Origin of the sequence: Amycolatopsis sp. NPDC049688 (assembly GCF_040674975.1) — a bacterium.
Lineage (GTDB): Bacteria > Actinomycetota > Actinomycetes > Mycobacteriales > Pseudonocardiaceae > Amycolatopsis.
Map to the genome: position 1 here is coordinate 156,371 of NZ_JBFANY010000012.1, position 17,778 is coordinate 174,148.

General features: G+C 72.5%; 17 protein-coding genes. 10 read left to right on the forward strand and 7 right to left on the reverse strand.

What is annotated here, in order from left to right:
* The first annotated feature begins 125 nt into the window (after positions 1-125).
* From AB0J55_RS31850 to AB0J55_RS31865, 4 genes are all read left to right on the forward strand, one after another.
* Positions 126-1,052, forward strand: a complete 927-nt coding sequence (locus AB0J55_RS31850) for an alpha/beta fold hydrolase (RefSeq protein WP_364256754.1) — start codon at positions 126-128, stop codon at positions 1,050-1,052.
* Positions 1,053-1,120: 68 nt separating this feature from the next.
* Positions 1,121-1,546: a hypothetical protein gene (locus AB0J55_RS31855; protein ID WP_364256757.1), complete on the forward strand. Its 426-nt coding sequence runs from the start codon at positions 1,121-1,123 to the stop codon at positions 1,544-1,546.
* Positions 1,547-1,643: 97 nt separating this feature from the next.
* A complete protein-coding gene (locus AB0J55_RS31860) occupies positions 1,644-2,459 on the forward strand; it encodes a DUF1206 domain-containing protein (RefSeq protein WP_364256760.1) in 816 nt (271 codons plus the stop codon).
* A 113-nt stretch (positions 2,460-2,572) separates the two neighbouring features.
* Positions 2,573-3,013, forward strand: coding sequence for a DoxX family protein (locus tag AB0J55_RS31865; protein ID WP_364256762.1), 441 nt, complete (start codon positions 2,573-2,575; stop codon positions 3,011-3,013).
* Here the strand turns inward: AB0J55_RS31865 and AB0J55_RS31870 are convergent.
* Positions 3,010-3,720, reverse strand: a complete 711-nt coding sequence (locus AB0J55_RS31870) for a TIGR03089 family protein (protein WP_364256765.1) — start codon at positions 3,718-3,720, stop codon at positions 3,010-3,012. The two genes, AB0J55_RS31865 and AB0J55_RS31870, sit on opposite strands and share 4 nt — an antisense overlap.
* Positions 3,721-3,825: 105 nt before the next feature.
* On the opposite strand from AB0J55_RS31870, the gene AB0J55_RS31875 reads away from it, so the two are divergent.
* Positions 3,826-4,662: an NAD(P)H-binding protein gene (locus tag AB0J55_RS31875; protein WP_364256768.1), complete on the forward strand. Its 837-nt coding sequence runs from the start codon at positions 3,826-3,828 to the stop codon at positions 4,660-4,662.
* Here AB0J55_RS31875 and AB0J55_RS31880 read toward each other — a convergent pair.
* Positions 4,655-5,851 carry an LCP family protein gene (locus tag AB0J55_RS31880; RefSeq protein WP_364257065.1) on the reverse strand — a complete coding sequence of 399 codons (1,197 nt, stop codon included), beginning with the start codon at positions 5,849-5,851 and terminating at the stop codon, positions 4,655-4,657. The two genes, AB0J55_RS31875 and AB0J55_RS31880, sit on opposite strands and share 8 nt — an antisense overlap.
* Positions 5,852-5,918: 67 nt before the next feature.
* Complete coding sequence (locus tag AB0J55_RS31885) at positions 5,919-7,445, reverse strand: LCP family protein (RefSeq protein ID WP_364256770.1); 1,527 nt, start codon at positions 7,443-7,445, stop codon at positions 5,919-5,921.
* A 137-nt stretch (positions 7,446-7,582) separates the two neighbouring features.
* Between AB0J55_RS31885 and rfbB the strand changes: the two genes are divergently transcribed.
* Positions 7,583-8,572, forward strand: a complete 990-nt coding sequence (rfbB, locus tag AB0J55_RS31890) for a dTDP-glucose 4,6-dehydratase (RefSeq protein WP_364256773.1) — start codon at positions 7,583-7,585, stop codon at positions 8,570-8,572.
* Positions 8,573-8,577: 5 nt separating this feature from the next.
* Positions 8,578-9,474, forward strand: coding sequence for a dTDP-4-dehydrorhamnose reductase (gene rfbD / locus AB0J55_RS31895; RefSeq protein WP_364256776.1), 897 nt, complete (start codon positions 8,578-8,580; stop codon positions 9,472-9,474).
* Here rfbD and AB0J55_RS31900 read toward each other — a convergent pair.
* Entirely contained in the window at positions 9,453-10,034 is a 582-nt protein-coding gene (locus tag AB0J55_RS31900; protein ID WP_364256779.1) for a TetR/AcrR family transcriptional regulator, read from the reverse strand. The two genes, rfbD and AB0J55_RS31900, sit on opposite strands and share 22 nt — an antisense overlap.
* Positions 10,035-10,112: 78 nt before the next feature.
* Here AB0J55_RS31900 and AB0J55_RS31905 point away from each other — a divergent pair, with 78 nt between their 5' ends.
* Positions 10,113-10,859, forward strand: coding sequence for an ABC transporter ATP-binding protein (locus tag AB0J55_RS31905; protein ID WP_364256782.1), 747 nt, complete (start codon positions 10,113-10,115; stop codon positions 10,857-10,859).
* Here the strand turns inward: AB0J55_RS31905 and AB0J55_RS31910 are convergent.
* The 3 genes from AB0J55_RS31910 to AB0J55_RS31920 are packed head-to-tail and all read right to left on the reverse strand — an operon-like array spanning position 10,845 to position 15,393.
* Positions 10,845-11,930, reverse strand: coding sequence for a glycosyltransferase family 1 protein (locus tag AB0J55_RS31910; protein WP_364256785.1), 1,086 nt, complete (start codon positions 11,928-11,930; stop codon positions 10,845-10,847). The genes AB0J55_RS31905 and AB0J55_RS31910 overlap by 15 nt on opposite strands.
* Positions 11,923-14,424 (reverse strand): glycosyltransferase, encoded by a 2,502-nt coding sequence (locus AB0J55_RS31915; protein WP_364256787.1) that lies wholly within the window; start codon positions 14,422-14,424, stop codon positions 11,923-11,925. Before AB0J55_RS31915 ends, AB0J55_RS31910 begins: the two co-directional genes overlap by 8 nt.
* A gap of 33 nt (positions 14,425-14,457) precedes the next feature.
* On the reverse strand, positions 14,458-15,393 hold the full coding sequence (locus AB0J55_RS31920) for a glycosyltransferase family 2 protein (RefSeq protein WP_364256790.1): 936 nt from the start codon (positions 15,391-15,393) through the stop codon (positions 14,458-14,460).
* 9 nt (positions 15,394-15,402) lie between these two features.
* On the opposite strand from AB0J55_RS31920, the gene AB0J55_RS31925 reads away from it, so the two are divergent.
* Positions 15,403-16,479: a glycosyltransferase family 1 protein gene (locus tag AB0J55_RS31925; RefSeq protein WP_364256793.1), complete on the forward strand. Its 1,077-nt coding sequence runs from the start codon at positions 15,403-15,405 to the stop codon at positions 16,477-16,479.
* Between the two features lie 162 nt (positions 16,480-16,641).
* Positions 16,642-17,772: a glycosyltransferase family 1 protein gene (locus tag AB0J55_RS31930; RefSeq protein WP_364257068.1), complete on the forward strand. Its 1,131-nt coding sequence runs from the start codon at positions 16,642-16,644 to the stop codon at positions 17,770-17,772.
* Positions 17,773-17,778 lie beyond the last annotated feature (6 nt).

Sequence of the window (17,778 nt, forward strand, 5' to 3'; positions counted from 1 at the left end):
GGGCTGGGGTGGGTGGGTCTGTGCGGCTTTCGGATTCACTCACTGGGGTGAGCTTCCTGGTGGCTACTCGTGCGTTAAGCCTCTTGGTGATGCTGGTCACCGCGGTTCGCTGAGAGGTGGAACGGATGGGCGCAATGGGGCGCAGGTTCGTCTTGGTCGTTGCCGCTTCGGTGGCTTTGGTTGGGCTGGGGGCCGGCGTTGCCTCCGCTGAACAGGAGCCTTCCGGGCCTGTTCAGCCCAACATCCTTGCCGCTGCCGTCTACTCGCTTGCGGATCCCACCCTTGCTCCTCCCGGGGCCAATGACTGGGGGTGCCGGCCCAGCTCGGCTCATCCCGATCCCGTTCTTCTCTCCAACGGGACCACTGCCAACGCCTATGAGAACTGGGCCAGCCTCTCGCAGAGGCTCGCCTCCGCCGGCTACTGCGTCTTTGCCGGGAACTTCGGTGGGGCTCCCGGGGCCTTCCTGCAGACCGTCGGGCCCGTTGCCGACACCGCGAAAGCGCTTGCCTCCTTCGGGGATCGGATCCTCGCCGCCACCGGGGCGGCCAAGCTCGATGTCGTCGGGCACTCGCAGGGTGGGATGAACGTCCGGTACTGGATCAAGTATCTCGGGGGCTCGGACAAGATCAGCCGGGTGGTCGGGCTCTCTCCCTCTAACCACGGGACCGATCTCTTCGGGCTTCTCAGCACCCTCGAGATGGTTCCCGGGGTGCCCGCCGCGCTCGGGACCGTCTGCCAGGCCTGCAACGACCAAGCCGTCGGGTCCGGCTTCCTCGCCGATCTCAACGCCGGTGGGGAGACCGTGCCCGGGATCCAGTACACCGTCATCCAGACCCGGTACGACGACGTCGTGACGCCGTACGCCAGTGCGTTCCTGGCGCCCGGGCCGAACGTGCGGAACATTCTGCTGCAGAACGTCTGCGGGCTCGACTTCACCGACCACCTCGGCATCACCTACGACCCCGTGGCCGCCGGGCTCGTGCTCAACGCGCTCGATCCGGCGCACGCCAAGACGCCTCCGTGTGTGCCCGTGGCGCCCGTCATCTCCTGAGTTTCGCCACATGAGACATAACCCACCGGCGGGGCGGATTTGCGCTCCGCCGGTGTCACCCTCGAAGCATGTACTGGCCGGTTCCGGCGTCCTGGACGCCCCACGACGAAGCCGAGCTGGTCGCCGGCTGGCGGCTGTGGCTCGAGCTGTCCGATCGCGCCTGGCCGACCGCCGCCTGGGACGGGACCCCGGCCGGGGCCGTTCGCCAGCTGCGTGACCTGCTCGCCGCCTGCGACGAGATCGAAACCGCTTACCGCGCGGCCGCCGACGAGCCGTCGCCGAGGTTCCTGAGCCTGACGCAGGGGCTCGCCGTCACCGCGGGCTCCGCCATCTCGCTGTGGTTCGACGACTTCGACCAGCTCGACGGCGAGCGCGCGGCCCTGCTGCACGAGGACCTCACCCGGTTCGCCGAACAAGCCGAACAGGTGCTGACGCTGCTCGCGGTCAACGGCGGCTGGGCCGGCCTCGACGAGGTGCGGCGCCGCCCCGCCTAGCCCGGGGGCGGCCACGCGGGCGCGCGGCTCAGGCACAGCAAGTGATTAGTCCGCTTGGCCCAGCGGATCAAGGTCGGACGTGGGTACTACAGCAGGCATGAACCGGACAGAGGCCACCGCCGAAAGAGGCGAGAAGAGCAACACCGCGCAAGTGCTCGGCCGCGCCGGCATGGCGTGCTACGGCGTCGTGCACCTGGTCATCGCCTACCTCGCCCTGCAGGTCGCCTTCGGTGACAGCGAGCAGGCGGACCAGAAGGGCGCTCTGCAGCAGATCGGCTCCACGGCGTTCGGCCAGATCCTGCTCTGGATCGTCGCCGTCGGCCTGATCCTCTTCGGCCTCTGGCAGTTCCTGATGGCCGCCACCGGCTACGAGTGGGTCAGCGGCGGCAAGCGGACGCGCAAGCGGATCGGCGCGGCCGCGCGCGGCGTCGTCGTGATCCTGCTTGGCATCACCGCCATCCGCATCGCCAGCGGCAGCGGGGGCGGCGGGTCCAGCAACCAGAAGCAACAGGAGTTCACCGCCGAGCTGCTCAAGCTGCCGGCCGGACCCGCGCTGGTCGTGATCGCCGCCGCGGCCATTCTCGGCGTCGCCATCGCGGCGGCCGTCAAGGGCGTGAAGAAGAAGTTCCTCGAGGACCTGAACACGACCGAGCTGCCGGGGAAGACCAAGCGCTGGATCGGCTGGATCGGCACCACGGGCTACCTCGCCAAGGCTGTCGTCCTGGCCATCGTCGCGATCCTGCTGGCCATCGCCGGGTTCACGGCCGACCCGAACAAGGCCGGCGGCCTGGACGCCGCCCTCAAGACGCTCTCCGCTCAGCCCTTCGGCACCGTGCTGCTGATCGTCGTGGCCCTCGGCCTCGCCGCGTTCGGCGTGTACTGCTTCGGCGCGGCCCGGGCGCACAAGCGCTGAACGTCCCTGTCGGTTTCCTGTCGATCACGCTCCGGAGCTTCGGGTGCGGGTACCCGGTGCCCTACTTTGGGTCGGGTCAGTTGAACTTTCACCTACTCGGGAGCTGAAACCGGATGTTCGGACGATTCAAGGACGTGGCCCTGTTGCTGGGGAGGATCGGCGTCGCGGTCGTCTTCCTCGCGCACGGGCTGCAGAAGTGGAACAACGGTATCGACGGCACGGCGAAGTTCTTCGAGATGACGGGCATCCCGCTGCCCACCGCCGCCGCGGTCTTCGCGATGACCGTGGAGATCCTCGGTTCGATCGCGTTCATCGTCGGCTTCCTGCTGCCGCTCGTCGGCATCGGCTACGTCGTGATCTCGGTCGGCGCGCTGCTCTCGGTGCACATCGACAACGGCCTGACCGGCCAGGGCGGCTACGAGCTGGTCCTCGTGCTCGCGCTCGCCGGCCTTGCCCTCGGCTTCAACGGCGGGCGCCTTTCGCTCGACCACCTGCTGTGGGGCCGCAAGCGCGCCCGCCGCGACGTCGAGGCGGGCGAGCTGGCCAGCGCCTAGCCCGGGAGGTCCGCCGTGGTGCGCTCCGCATCACGGCGGGCTCCCAGCTTCGCCTGGTCCGCGTTGCTCACGTGGACCAGGTGGGCGCCCGCGGCCAGGGGGACGAGCAGGCCGTCGAGGATGCCGTCCGGGCCGTCCCAGTCCCGGGTGGACAGCACCCGGTCGTCCGCGGTGAGGCCGAGTTTCGCGGCGCGGGCCCTGGCTTCGGCCAGTACCTCGTCCACAGTGGATCCGAAGAGCGCCGTCGTGTCGCCGGGTACCGGGAAGAGCGGGCTGTACTGGTCGCCCGCGGTCCGCGCCTCGGACAGGTAGTCGAACGCGCCGCCGCCCGGCGGCTCGGTGAGGCCGCGGCCCATGGGATCCAGCGTGACGACGGCGGTGGCCGCCGCGCCGGTCGGTTCCGGGTCGTCCGGGCCGACGAACGCCAGCCGCGCGCCGGCGCCCTCGGTCACCACCCGCGCCCCGCACCACCACGCCCCGAGCAGCACGCCGACGGTCTGCCAGTGCGCCGGGAGCTGCACCGCCACGGCGTCGCCCGGTTCGACGTCGAACTCTTCGGTCAGCCAGTTGGCGGTCTTCGCCGCCCAGTTGGCCGTGGTCGCGACGGACAGCTCGACGCGGCTGCCCAGCTGGTCGTCGTAGTGGGTGATCAACGGTTTGGCGGGCGAGGCCAGCAGCGGGCGCAGCAGCTCGTCGGTCAGGCTCATGCGGACAGGCTAAAGCGCGGACCACGCGCGCTGCCGGTTGACACGGCATCTCCAGTCTCAGTACGTTTGCTTTTAAAGCAAAATATCTCGGAGCTGGGGGCATACATGACCATTCTCGTCACCGGAGCCACCGGACACGTCGGGCGCGCGGTGGTCGACGCGCTCGTCGCCGCAGGTCAGGACGTCCGCGCGTCGAGCCGCGACGCCTCGAAGCTCGACGTCCCGGACGGCGTCGCGAAGGTGAGCGCGGACCTCGAAGACGCCTCGACGCTGGAGCCCGCGCTCGACGGCGTCTCCGCGGCCTTCCTGTACACGCGGCCGCAGGGGATCGAGGGATTCGTGAAGGCGGCCGAAGCGGCCGGGGTGCGGCACGTCGTGCTGCTGTCGTCGGCCGCGACGCTCGAACCGGATGCCGCGCAGAGCCGGATCGCGGGGCTGCACCGCGCGGTCGAGCAGGCCCTGGCCGCGGGGTCGTTCGCTTCGACGGCGCTGAACCCGGGCGCCTTCGCGACGAACACCCTGGGCTGGCGCGCGGACATCGCCGAAGGGGTGGTCCGGACGGCCTACCCGGACTCGCGGATCGGGGCGATCCACGAACGGGACATCGCCGACGTCGCGGCCCGCATCCTGGTCGACGGCTCGCACGACGGGGAGTCCCTTGCGCTGACGGGCCCGGAGCCGATCTCGTTCCGCGAGCAGGCCGAGGTCCTCTCGGACGTCCTCGGCCGGCCGTTGCGAGTCGAAGAACTGACGAAGGACCAGGCGATCGAGCGGATGCTGGCGCTGGGCTGGCCGCCGGAGGTGCCGGCGTCGGTGCTCGGGGCCTGGGCGCGGACGTTGCAGGAGCCATCGAAGGTGACGGATGTGGTGCGCGAGGTGACGGGGAACGCACCGCGGACGTTCCGGCAGTGGGCCGAGGAGCACCGCGCCGACTTCAGTTGACGCAGGGGACCCCGGGGGAGTCTCGGAGCAGCGGCGCCGCGCCGGGGGCGGCGCCGCTGCCCGAGCCGCCACCCGCCGGGGCCGGCGCGGCCGACCGGCCCGCCAAGCCCGCCACGAAGTCGCGGACCGCCTTCACGTCGATCTGCACGATGCTCTGGCCGTCCGCACTCCGGCCGTTCGCCGTCACCACCGGGATCGTCGCGAACGTCAAGTCGCCCGACGCGATGCCCTTCGCCTGCTGGGCGAACTGCAGCAGGTCGAGGCCCGGGTCCAGGGTCAACGACCGGTGCACCGCGTCCATCAGGTCGTTCAGCGTTCCCGGGCTGGTCAGGGTGCCCGCCGAGAGCAGCTGGTGCAGCGCCGACGACAGGAACGCCTGCTGCCGGACGATCCGGTCCAGGTCGCCGCGGGGCAGGTTCTTGCGCTGGCGGACGAACGACAGCGCCTCGCCGCCCGACACCGTCTGCTCGCCGCGGTGGAAGTTCGCGCCCGAGTCCTTGTCCTCGGTCGCGTGGTTCAGGCACACCTTGACCCCGCCCAGCGCCTCGGTCAGCAGGTAGAAGCCCAGCAGGTTGATCTCGGCGTAGTGGTCGATCCGCACCTGCGTCAGGTCCTGCACCGCCTGCACCAGGACCCGGCGGCCCTCGGTGTCGGAGTCGCGCTCGATCTTCGCCTGGTCGTGCTCGCCCTGCCCGCGCAACGCCTGCGCCGCGTGCGCCTTCGCGACGCCGTAGGCCGAGTTGATCTTGGCTTCGCCGCGGCCCGGGATGGCCGTCCACGTGTCGCGCGGGATCGAGACCGCCGACGGCTTGCCGCCGTTCTTCGGCACCCGCAGCACGATCACCGTGTCGGTGTTCACCGCGCCGTTGTTGGCTTCCGTGCGCAGCTGGCGCAGCACCCGCGCCGGCAGCGCGTTGCCCTGCGCGTCCGTCCGGGCGTCGCTGCCGACGAGCAGGATGTCCTCCGCGCCGTCGTCCGCCGGGGGCGGCGCGGGCTCGCCGGCCCGCGGGGTCAGCGCGTCCGTCGTCGGGATCGTGCTCTGCAGCTGGTCCTTGGTGACGTAGGCGTAGCCGCTGGCACCCAGCGCGAGCAGCGACACCAGGCCCAGCGCCACCCGGCGCGTCACCCGCCCGGCCCGGCGTGCCCGCGACCGTCTCGGGTCGTCACTCGGCGTCACCGGATCGGCGATCGCCTCCGGTTCTTCCTGCTCATCCGCCACGCTGGCCTACCTCCCCCGAACACCCTGCGTGTGCAGTCTAGTTGACGCAGGGGACGTCGCCCGCCGTGATCGGCGGCGCGGCGGGGGTGGAAACCGTCGTCGGGACCACCGGCGGCTTCGCGGCCGACGACGTCGGCGCGCCACCCGCGCCGGCTGCCGAGTTCCGGAAGTCCTTGCCCAGCAGCACGCGCACGTGCCCGGCCGGGACGTCGCGGTCCGGTTCGGCCTGGACGCTGCCGCCGAGAGCCTGCTTGACCAGGCCCAACGCGGTTTCGTCGGCCGGGTTGTACCGGACCACCGTCGTGTTGCGGGTGCTCAGCCGCTGGTCGGCGCCGAGGGTGAAGCCCTTGCTCTGCAGCATCGAGTGCGTCTGGCCGGCCACCGCCGGCGAGCCCGAGCCGTCGAACAGTTCGACCGTGACGGCCTTCGCGCCGGGCACCTGCGCCGGCGTCGGGGCGGCCGGCGTGCTGCCGTCCGACGTCAGCCGCGTCACCTCGGCCGCCACCGCGGCCGGGTCGACGCGCAGCACGTCCGCGCCGCCGATGTTCGCGTTGCCCAGCGTCGGGATGGTGTGGAACTCGATGTTGCCGCCGGTCAGGCCGCGCATCTGCTCGGCGAACTCGGTCAGGTCCCAGCCCTGCGACACCACGACGGACTTCTTCACCGCGGAGACCAGGTCGGCGATCTTCGCCGGGCTGGTGAGCACGTCGGTCGAAATGACCTTGCGGGCCAGCCCGGACAGGAACGCCTGCTGGCGCGCGATCCGGTCGAGGTCGTAGTTGGGCAGGCCGTAGCGCTGGCGGACGAACGCGAGCGCCTGCACGCCCTCGATCGTCTGGCGGCCGCCCGGCAGGTCCACGCCGGACTTCGTCTCCTTGACCGGTCCCTTGAGACAGACCTCGACGCCGCCGATCGACTTGGTGATCTCGTAGAAGCTCGCCAGGTTCACCTCGGCGTAGCGGTCGATCATGCCCGGCTTGCCGATGAACTTCTCGAGCGTGGCGATGAGGTTCTTGCGCCCGGCGACCTTCGCTTCCTGGTCGGCCTGCTTCAGGTCGGTCACGCCCTGGCGCTGCAACGCGCGGTAGGTGTCGGTGTAGGCGTAGACGAACGCGCTGTTGAGCTTGTGCTTGCCGAAGCCGCCGGTCAGCTCCACCCACGAATCGCGGGGGAAGGAGATCGCGATCGCGTGCTTCCCGTTCTGGGGGATGTGCACGAGGATCATCGTGTCGGTGTTCAGCTCGCCGTCGGAGACGCCGGCGTGCAGCATGTCCAGCACTTCGCGGGGCAGCGGGTTGCCCTGCGCGTCCGTGCGGCTGTCCTGGCCGACCAGCAGGATGTCGATCGCGCCGTCGAGCGGCTTCGCGTGCGCCTCGGTGTCGGCGAAGACGTTCGTGGTCGTCAGGCCGGTGTTCGGGTCGCCGATGTAGTGCCAGCCGTACCAGGTCAGGGCCAGGACGGCGACGGACAGCATGGACAGCACGACCTTGCCGCCGCGGCGGGCGAGGACCGCGACGCCGTGGCCGCGACGCGCCGGGATGGTCGGCGCAGCCTGTTCGGTCACGCGCTTCCTCCCCATTGACCCCGTGCTTCCCCCAGGGCACCCGTGTGCCTCCGATCAGACTCTACTGAGGGTGTTGTGGGACCTCCGTAGGCTGGGGGCGGTATGCCCCGCCCGGGGCACGAAGGGAAGGCGGGAAGATGCGGGTCCTGGTCACCGGTGGTGCCGGCTTCATCGGGTCGCACTACGTCCGGCAGGTGCTGACCGGCGCCTACCCGGCGCTGCGCGACGCCGAGGTGGTCGTGCTCGACAAGCTCACCTACGCGGGCAACGAGGCGAACCTGGCGCCGGTCGCCGCGGACCCGCGGCTGCGCTTCGTGCGCGGCGACATCTGCGACACCGCGCTCGTCACCGACGTGATGACCGGCGTGGACCTGGTCGTGCACTTCGCCGCGGAGTCCCATGTGGACCGCTCGATCCTCGGGGCCGCCGACTTCGTGCTGACCAACGTGCTCGGCACGCAGAACCTGCTGCAGGCGGCGCTGGAAGCGGGCGTCGGCAAGTTCGTGCACGTGTCCACCGACGAGGTGTACGGCTCGATCGAGCACGGCTCGTGGACCGAAGACCACGTGCTGGAGCCGAACTCGCCGTACTCGGCGTCGAAGGCGTCGTCGGACCTGGTGGCGCGGTCGTTCTTCCGCACCCACGGGCTGCCGGTGTGCATCACCCGGTGCTCCAACAACTACGGTCCGTACCAGTTCCCGGAGAAGGTCATCCCGCTGTTCGTCACGCACCTGCTGGACGGGCGGAAGGTGCCGCTCTACGGCGACGGGCTCAACGTCCGTGACTGGCTGCACGTGGACGACCACTGCTTCGGCATCCAGCTGGTCGCCGAGGGGGGCCGGCCGGGCGAGATCTACAACATCGGCGGCGGCACCGAGCTCACCAACCGCGAGCTGACGGAGAAGCTGCTCCAGGCGGTCGGTGCGGGCTGGGACAGCGTCGAGCCGGTCGAGGACCGCAAGGGCCACGACCGCCGCTACTCGGTGGACATCACGAAGATCAACAAGGAGCTGGGGTACGCTCCGCGCGTGTCCTTCGAGGACGGTCTGGCCGCGACAGTGGCCTGGTACACGGAAAATCGCGCGTGGTGGGAACCGCTGGCCGAGCGGACCGCCCTCCGGAAGTAGAGGAAGTGCCTGTGCGGCTGACGGTGCTCGTGCCCGGGGGTTCCGGGCAGCTCGGCCGGGATCTCGCCGCGCTGGCGTCGCCTTCGGTGGAGGTCGTGGCCCCGGGGTCGGCCGAGCTGGACGTGACGCAGGCGGGCCAGGTGCTGGCGGCGGTCGGCGCGCTGGCCGAGCGGGCGCGGGAGTCGGGTTCGGCACCGGTCGTCGTCAACGCGGCGGCGTACACGGCGGTCGACGCGGCGGAGACGGACGAGGAGCGCGCGTTCGCGGTGAACGCCGACGGGCCGCGCGTGCTCGCGGCGGCCTGCGCGTCCCGCCGGGTGCCGCTGATCCACGTGTCGACCGACTACGTCTTCCCGGGGGACGCTTCGTCGCCGTACGAGCCGTCCGACGAGCTGGGGCCGCGTTCGGCGTACGGCCGCACGAAGGCGGCGGGCGAGGACGCGGTCCTCGGGTCCGGCGCGTCGTCGTGGGTGGTGCGGACCGGGTGGTTGTACGGCAAGACCGGGACGAACTTCGTGAAGACGATGGTGTCGCTGGAGTCTTCCCGGCCGGAGTTGTCCGTTGTGGACGATCAGGTGGGCGGTCCCACGTGGACGGCCGACCTGGCCGCGGGCCTGCTCGAGCTGGCCTCCCGCGCGGCGGCGGGTGACGGGCCGGAGCGGCGGATCCTGCACTGCACCAACGCGGGCGCGGTCACCTGGTGCGGGTTCGCCCGGGCGATCTTCGAGCACTTGGGCGCGGACCCGGCCCGGGTGCAGCCGTGTACGACGGCGGAGTTCCCCCGCCCGGCCGCGCGACCGGCGTACTCGGTGCTGTCCCCGGCTTCATGGCGTGAGGCCTGGCTGACCCCGATGCGGCCGTGGGAAGAGGCGCTGGCCGCCTACTTCGCGGCCGCCAAATAGGCGAGCGTCATCTCCGCCGTTTCGGCGGCCCAGGTGGTCCAGTCCAAGTCGTCGGTCCAGAGCCGGGCGGTGGCCGCGCGGTGCACGCAGGCGCCGATGACGGTCCGGGCGGCCATCCGGACGGCCGGACCGTCTCCCGCGGCCGCGACGAACGCCTCGTGAATGGTGGCCAAGGCGCGCAGGCCCCGATCGCGGCCGTCTTCGCGCTGGCCGTCGAGCAGCTCGGGGAAGATGCGGTCATGAGCGGCGAAGGTGTCCGCCAGTGCGCGGGTGAAGGCGCCGACGACCTCGCGCACTCCGGGCTCTGAATCGCGGAGCGCTTCGGCGACGCTCGTCTCCAGGCGGCCGAGCAACTGGTCCTTCACGGCGTACAGGAGCTGGTCCTTGCCGTCGAACCGGCGGTAGATCGCGCCCACCGACAGTCCGGCCTGTTCGGCGACCGCGCCGATGGTGAACTCCTCGTGGCCGCGATGGGCGAGCACGTGCTCGGCCGCGGCCAGCACCTTCTCCAGGGACGCCCGGCTGCGCGCCTGCTGCGGTGGATGGAACCCCTCGTGCATCGCTGTCCCTCCTGTCGATCGCCCTCCGAATGCGAATGATAACTTGCATTCGCATTCAGGTCCGAAGGGGTGGCAGGCATGGTGAGCATCGAGGTGCGCAACGCCTCCGTCGACTTCCCGATCTTCGACGCCAAGACGCGGTCGCTGAAGAAACGGGTGCTCGGCAAGGTCGGCGGGAAGATCGGCACGGGCGCGAAAGCGCCGGTCATCGAGGCCCCGCGGGACATCACGCTGTCCCTCGGCGACGGCGATCGCGTCGGGCTGGTCGGGCACAACGGCGCCGGCAAGTCGACGCTGCTGCGGCTGTTGTCCGGCATCTACGAGCCGACGCGGGGCAATACCCGGGTCGCCGGCCGGATCGCGCCGGTGTTCGACCTCGGCGTCGGCCTGGACCCCGAGGTCTCCGGCCGGGAGAACATCCTGATCCGGGGCCTGTTCCTCGGCGTGAACCGCGCGCGGATGGAAGAGCGCGTCGACGATATCGCCGAGTTCACCGAGCTCGGCGACTACCTCCACCTGCCCCTGCGCACCTACTCCGCCGGGATGCGGGTCCGGCTCGCGCTCGGCGTGGTCACCACGATCGACCCCGAAATCCTCATCCTCGACGAAGGCCTCGGCGCGATCGACGCGGCCTTCCTCGCCAAGGCCCGCGAACGCCTGGTGGACCTCGCCCGCCGGTCCGGGATCCTCGTCTTCGCTTCGCATTCCGACGAGCTGCTCAGGGAGTTGTGCACCGACGCGGTGTGGATGGACGAAGGCCGGATCCGCGGGGCCGGCCCGCTCGAGGAGGTCCTGGCTGCCTACAAGGGATCAGTGCCGTCCTGAGGCCAGCCGGTACGCGCCGACCGTCAGCTCCGCGCACGTCCGCCAGGTGAAGTTCGCCGCGTGGGCTCGCCTCGATGCCGAGGTCGCCACCGCGTGCGGGTCCGTCACCGCCGTTCGCAGGGCCTCCGCCAGGCCGTCCACGTCGCCGTACGGGACCAGGCTGGCGCACTCGCCCGCCACCTCGCGCAGGGCCGGGATGTCCGTGCAGACCACCGGGACGTCCGAGGCCATCGCCTCCAGCACCGGCAGGCCGAAGCCCTCGTCGCGGGACGGCAGCACCAGCGCCGACGCGCCCGCGACCACCGTGCGCAGGTCCACATCGGACAGATAGCCGGTCTGGGACCGCCGGGGGCCGCGGGGGAACGGGCCCGGGCCCGCGAACACCAGGTCCGGCAGGTCCGGGGCCGCGTCGTGGGCGCGGGTCAGCCAGTCCAGGCCCTTGCGCGGCCCGGCCGCTCCGGCGAACAACAGGTAGCGCGACGGCAGGCCGAGGCGGGCCCGGCGCTCGTCGTCCGGGGGACGCGCGGTGAACCACGCCGGGTTCACGCCCAGCGGGGTCACCACGATCTTCTCGCGGGAGACGTCCAGGCGCTCCGCCACCGCGTCGGCCACCGCCGACGTCGGGGTGCAGATGACGTTCGCGCGGCGGGCGCCGCGGCGGACCAGCTCCGGCAGGCCGCGGTCGCTCGGGGCGAGCTCCGCGGGGTTGTCCAGGAAGGCCAGGTCGTGGATCGTCACCACGCCCGCCGCGCGGAACCGGCCCGGCAGCACGAAGTTCGTGCCGTGCACCACGTCGGTGGGGCCGGCGAACAGCTCCACCGGCGGGAAGTCCGACCGCAGCCACGCCGCCCGCAGCAGGCGCGCCGCCACCGGCATCCCGCGCGCCCGGGCGCCGTACGGGAGCACGTGCCGCAGCCGCCGCCAGCCGCGCAGCGTGAACGCCACCGCGCGTATGTCGACCTCCGGGATCGACACCAGTTCTTCGCTCAGCGCGGCCGTGTACCGGCCGATCCCGGTGCGCGCACCGAGTAGGGGAGTGCCGTCGAGGAGGACGCTCAGTGACCTAGCCACGGCGGAGCCGTTGCTTCGCGACCTTCAGCGCGCGGCCGGCGACGCGCCGCGCCAGCTCCGACGCGCCGCCCGCGGCGAGGTACTCGCGCACCAGGTCGACGTCCCGCCGCAGCATCGCCCGGCCGCGCACCGCCGGCGTCGTCACCAGATCCGCCGACCCGGGCAGCCGGTCGGCCGCCGGCCGCGGGTCGCGGCAGAACTCGACCAGCGGCTTCAGCGCTTCCGGCCACGCGAACCGCTGTGCGACGACGGCGAGCCGTTCGACGCAGCCCGCGGCGAACTCCTCGTCGTACAACGCCTTCTCGAGCGCGTCCGCCAGCGCGGCGTCGTCTTCGGCCGGGACGACCACGCCGAGCCGCTCGGCCCGGACCAGGTCGGCGAAGGCGTCGCCGTCGGTGGTGACGATCGGCAGCCCCGCCCACAGGTAGTCGAGGACGCGGGTGCGGAACGCGAACGTCGTCTCGACGTGCTCGTAGTGCGTCGTGACGCCGCAGTTCGCGTCGAGCAGCCAGTTCTGGCGCTCGTGGTAGGGCACCCACTGCTCGTTGAAGTAGACGTGCTTGCCGGTCAGCCCCAGCGAGTCCGCCAGCCGGATCGTCCGCGTGCCGATGTCCATCTCGGCGACCTCGGGGTTCGGGTGTTTCATACCCAGGAACACGAGCCGGACGTCGCCGCGGTTGCGGCGCAGCCGGTCGATCGCGCGGACCAGCGTCAACGGGTCGAACCAGCTGTACACCCCGCCCGCCCAGAGCACGACGTGGTCGGTGCCGCCGATGCCGAGCGACGAGCGCAGGCCCGGCCCGGTGCGCACCGGCGGCTCGGCCGGCAGGCCGAAGGGGACGACCGCGAGCAGCGACTGCGTCGTCGGGTCGGCGTCGTAGAGCCGCGGCGAAAGCCGGCCCATCGCGGCGAGGTGGCCGAGCCAGAAGTGCCGCTGCCGTTCGGACGCGCAGAGGAAGAAGTCGCCGCGTTCGAGCTGGGCGTCCAGGACGCGCGTGACGCCCGCGAGGTCGGCCGCGCGCTTGTCGTCCGCGACGCCCTTGCCCTGCTCCAGCAGCTCGAGGTGCATCGGGTCGTACAGGTCGGCGACGACGATCTTGCCGCTGTGCTGCTTCTTCAGCGAGGGCGCCAGTTCGAGCACGTGCCCCTGCAGGACGACGACGTCGGCCCAGGCGATCGGCGCGTCGAGCTCGCGGAACTTGCCCGCGCTGACCCGGAACGGCGCCGGCGGCGGGGTCGCCAGGGGGTTGGTCGTGACGAGGTGGACGTCGTGCTCCGCGGCCAGGGCCAGCGCGATGTTCCAGGCGCGGATCGCCGGGCCCGCCATCCGCTCGGTGAGCGCGTCGCCGGTGAGCACGAGGATCTTCCGGCGCTGCCCGAACGCCTTGGCGATGCCGAACGCCTCGACGAGGATGTCGTGCGCGGCCAGGTAGCGCGGGAGCGGGTAGGCGGGCTCCAACGCCTTGCGCAGCAACGGAAGCAGGTCAGCGTCGGTGCGGACGCGGGCGGCCTGCTCGGCCGCGCGGGACTCCGCCAGCGACGGCAGCTGCTCGACGAACTGGTCGATGGCCAGCAGCCCGGCGAGCGTCGTGCGCGGGATGGCGACGTCGCCGGATTCGATCGGGCCGACGCCGTGTTCGAGGTCCAGCTGGGTCGGGTCGAGCTCACCGCGGGCGGTGGCACGGCGCACGGCCAGCGCGAGCGCCGCGGGCAGCGCGCGGGCCAGGGTCTCGTCGGAGAGGTTCTTGTACAGCGCGGCCAGGGCGTTGCGCTCCAGGAGGAACGTCTCGCGGCCGGTCTCGGGGGCGTCGACCGACGCCATCGTGGCGTGGTGGCGGTGATACGTCAGCGACTCCGGGACGTACCGGACGCGCCAGCCGCGGAGGTTGAGCCGCCAGCCGAGGTCGACGTCCTCGTAGAACATGAAGAACCGCTCGTCGAAGCCGCCGAGCTCGGCGAACACGCTCGCCCGGACGAACAGCGCCGAGCCGGTGCCGAACAGGACGTCCTTCGCGACCTCGTGCTCCGCGGCCGGGACGTCGGCCAGTGGCGAGCCGGCGTGGCGCTTGTAGCCCATGCCGAACCAGGTCAGGCCGCCGTCGACGAAGTCGGTGCCGGTGCCGTCCCAGTCGAGGACCTTGCTGGCCACGGCGGCGACCCCGGGCTGGGCGCGCAGCTCGGCGACCGCGGCGGAGACCCAGCCGGGCGCCGGGCGGGCGTCGTTGTTGAGAAAGGCGAGGACGGTTCCCTTGGCGTGCCTCGCGCCGAGGTTGCAGCCGCCGGCGAAGCCGGTGTTACGGCCGGCCTCGATCACCCGGGCCCCGGGAACGGCTTCGCGGATGCGCGCGGCCTCGTCCGAGTTGTCGACGCAGAGCAGCTCGAGCTCGGGGTAGTCGTGCTCGGCGAGCGCGCGCAGGCAGGTGATCGTGTCGTCGGCGCCGTGGTAGTTGACCACGATCACCGAGACGAGCGGTTGCGGATCCCCCTGCGCCAAAGCCAGCTCCTCGTCGTCGATCCTGGCGCAAGCTTAAAGGCCCGCCCATGCCTCCCAGACCGCGCCTCGGCCGAGCGCCGCCCGGCGGGTGATCTTGCGGCGCATCCGCAACGTCGCTGGTAGCCGCAGGGCCACCTCGGCGAGCACCCGGCAGCGCAGGCCGAACCGGAAGTTGGCCGCGGCAGGGCGCCCGGGGCGCAGCGGCAGCACGGCGGTGAGCGCCGCGAACCTGATCAGCTGTTTCACGGCGACGTCGCGGGGTGCGCAGCGCAGCAGCATGAGCAGCCGGTTGCGCTCGTTCCAGCGATGGAACAGGGGCGAGCCCAGTTCGCTGCTGACGCCGTGGGCGTGCCGGACGCGGGCGTCCGGTGCCGCGACGACGTCCCACCCGGCCAGCCGCAGCCGCCACGCCGTGTCGGTGTCCTCGTAATAACAGAAGAATCCGGCCGGAACGCCGTGCACGCTCTTCAAGGCGTCGGTGCGCAGCAGGGCCGCTCCGCCGCAAAAGCCGAACACCTCGCCGGCGGGCTCGGTGACGTCGGCGCCGTGGCCGTCGGCGGTCAGCCGGACGCCGGCGGACTGCGTGCCGCCGTCGGGCCGCACGAGCAGCGAGGTCGCCGCGGCGGCCAGCGGCGCCTTCTCCAGGGTGTCCTCCAGCGTGGCGAGCCAGTCCGGCGCCGGTTCGGCGTCGTCGTTCAGCCACGCCATGAACGGCGTCCCGACTGTTTCGAGGGCCACGGCGAGCGCGCCCGCGTAGCCGGTGTTGCGCGGGAGGCGGAGCACTTCCGGGCGCGAGGGATGGGCCGCGAGCAGGGCGGCGGTGCCGTCGTCGGAGGCGTTGTCCACCACGAGCGTCCGATGTGGACGCGTCTGCGCGGCGAGCGCGTCGAGGCAGGCCGTGACGTGCGGGGCACCCCGCCAGGTCACGACTACCACCGTGGTGGCGGGATTGACGGTCACGTCCCGCACAATAGCCGCGTGCCCGAACTGGTCGTGCTCGCCGAGCAGCTCCTCGCGCCCGTGCCCGGTGGCACCGGGCGCTACACGGCCGAGCTGCTCCCCGCGCTCGCGAAGACCGCGCCGCCGGGCTGGACGGTGTCCAGCGTCGTCGCGCGGCATGCCGACGTGGCCGCGGCCCGGCTGGACGGCGTCGACGGGCCGCGGGTGCTGCGGATCCCGCCGCGCGCGCTGGTCGCCGCGTGGCAGCTGGGCCTGCGCTGGTGGCCGGGCGGCGACGCGGTGCACGCGCCGACGCCGTTCGCGCCACCGCGCGCCCCGGCCGGGAAGACGCTGAGCGTGACCGTGCACGACACCGTGCCGTGGACGCACCCCGAGACGCTCACCGCGCGCGGCGTGAGCTGGCACCGGTCGATGATCGCGCGGGCTGCGCGAAGGGCGTCCGGGCTGGTCGTGCCGACGCGGGCGGTCGCCGACGAGCTGGCCGTGCTGATCGACGTCGACGTCCCGGTGCGGGTGGTCCCGCACGGCGTGCGGGTGCCCCAGGGCTCGGCCGAGCTGGACCTCCCGGTGCAGTACGTGCTGGCGGTCGGCACGATCGAGCCGCGCAAGGGCATCGACGTGCTGGTCGACGCGGTCGCGGCGCTGGACGGCACGGCGCTGGTGCTGGCCGGCCAGCCGGGCTGGGGCGGCGTCGACCCGGTGGCGCTGGCGGCCGAGCGCGGCCTGCCGGCCGACCGGCTGCGGGTGCTGGGAAAGGTGACGGACGCCCAGCTGGCGACCGCGCTGCGCCGGGCGGACGTGCTGGCCGTACCCAGCCTCGCCGAGGGATTCGGGCTGGGCCTGATCGAGGCGATGGCGGCCGGGGTCCCGGTGGTGCACACCGACGTCCCGGCGCTGGCCGAGGTGGCGGGCGGCGCGGGGGTGATGGTGCCGCGCGGGGACGCGGCGGCGCTGGCGAAGGCGCTGCGCGAGGTGCTGGGGTCGCCGTCGCTGGCCGCGGACCTGGTCCGGTCGGGCCGGGAGCGGGCGCGGACGTTCACGTGGCGTCGCGCGGCGGAAGCCGTCTGGGCGATCCACCGCCGCGCGCACGAGTGAACCTTGTTCTGGTCAGGCCGGCGCTGCGGACCGCCGCCCGGCCGCCTGCAGTGATCTCCGGCGCCGGCCGACGGCTGAACCTGCCTCCTGCCCGGTTTGCCAGTTCCTCACCAACGCGCGGGGGTGCCGCCGTACTCTGCTGGGGTGAGCGATGACCCCCGGGTGCTGATCGACGCGACCGCGGTGCCCGCGGACCGCGGCGGGGTCGGCCGGTACGTGGATTCGCTCGTCGCCGCCCTCGACGCGGACGGGGCGCGGATCACCGTGGTCTGCCAGCCCCGCGACCTGCAGCTTTACGATCGGCTGGCGCCACGCTCCCGCGTCGTGCCCGCCTCGCCGGCAACGACCACCCGCACGGCCCGGCTGACCTGGGAACAGGCGACCCTGCCGCGCCTGGCCCGCCGCCTCGGCGCGGACGTGGTGCATTCACCGCACTACACGATGCCCCTCGCGACGTCGGCGGCCTCGGTGGTGACGCTGCACGACGCGACGTTCTTCACCGACGCGGTGCTGCACTCGTCGGTGAAGGCCCGCTTCTTCCGCGCGTGGACGGCGACGGCGTTGCGGCGCGCGACGCTGTGCGTGGTGCCCTCGGCGGCGACGGCCACGGAGCTGGCCCGCGTCGGCCCGGTGCGGCACGCTTCCCTGGAAGTGATTCACCACGGCGTCGACAGCGAGCGCTTCCACCCGCCGTCGCCGGCCGAGGTCGCGGCGGCGCGGGCCGCGATCGGCCTGGGCCGGACCCCGTACGTGGCGTTCCTGGGCGCGCTGGAGCCGCGGAAGAACGTGCCGGCGCTGATCCGCGGCTTCGCCCGCGCGGTCGCCGGCCGCCGGGACGCCCCGGCGCTCGTCCTGGCGGGCCAGCCGGGCTGGGACACGCAGGTGGAGCGGGCCCTGGACGCGGTCCCGCACCGGCTGCGCGTGATCCGGGCGGGGTACCTGCCGTTCGGCACGCTGGCCGGCTTCCTGGGCGGAGCGGAGCTGGTGGCGTACCCGTCACTGGGCGAGGGGTTCGGGCTCCCGGTCCTGGAGGCGATGGCGTGCGGCGCGTGCGTGCTGACGACGCGCCGGCTGTCACTACCGGAGGTGGGCGGCGACGCGGTGGCGTACTGCGGCGTGGGCGCCGGCGACGTGGCGGCGGCGCTGGGTGAGCTGCTGGACGACCCGGGCCGCCGGGCCGAGCTGGCGACGGCGGCGCAGCAGCGCGCGAAGGAGTTCTCGTGGGCCACGACGGCGGAACGGCACCGGGAGGCGTACGCCAAGGCCTGGTCCCGCCACCTCCGCACCCGCTGAACCGTG

Bases quoted from the DNA above. Each gene is read 5' to 3' on its own strand.
- rfbB (WP_364256773.1), top strand. From the start codon at position 7,583: ATGCGGGTCCTGGTCACCGGTGGTGCCGGCTTCATCGGGTCGCACTAC.
- AB0J55_RS31850 (WP_364256754.1), top strand. From the start codon at position 126: ATGGGCGCAATGGGGCGCAGGTTCGTCTTGGTCGTTGCCGCTTCGGTG.
- AB0J55_RS31905 (WP_364256782.1), top strand. From the start codon at position 10,113: ATGGTGAGCATCGAGGTGCGCAACGCCTCCGTCGACTTCCCGATCTTC.
- AB0J55_RS31870 (WP_364256765.1), bottom strand. From the start codon at position 3,720: ATGAGCCTGACCGACGAGCTGCTGCGCCCGCTGCTGGCCTCGCCCGCC.
- AB0J55_RS31900 (WP_364256779.1), bottom strand. From the start codon at position 10,034: ATGCACGAGGGGTTCCATCCACCGCAGCAGGCGCGCAGCCGGGCGTCC.
- AB0J55_RS31855 (WP_364256757.1), top strand. From the start codon at position 1,121: ATGTACTGGCCGGTTCCGGCGTCCTGGACGCCCCACGACGAAGCCGAG.
- AB0J55_RS31865 (WP_364256762.1), top strand. From the start codon at position 2,573: ATGTTCGGACGATTCAAGGACGTGGCCCTGTTGCTGGGGAGGATCGGC.
- AB0J55_RS31860 (WP_364256760.1), top strand. From the start codon at position 1,644: ATGAACCGGACAGAGGCCACCGCCGAAAGAGGCGAGAAGAGCAACACC.
- AB0J55_RS31875 (WP_364256768.1), top strand. From the start codon at position 3,826: ATGACCATTCTCGTCACCGGAGCCACCGGACACGTCGGGCGCGCGGTG.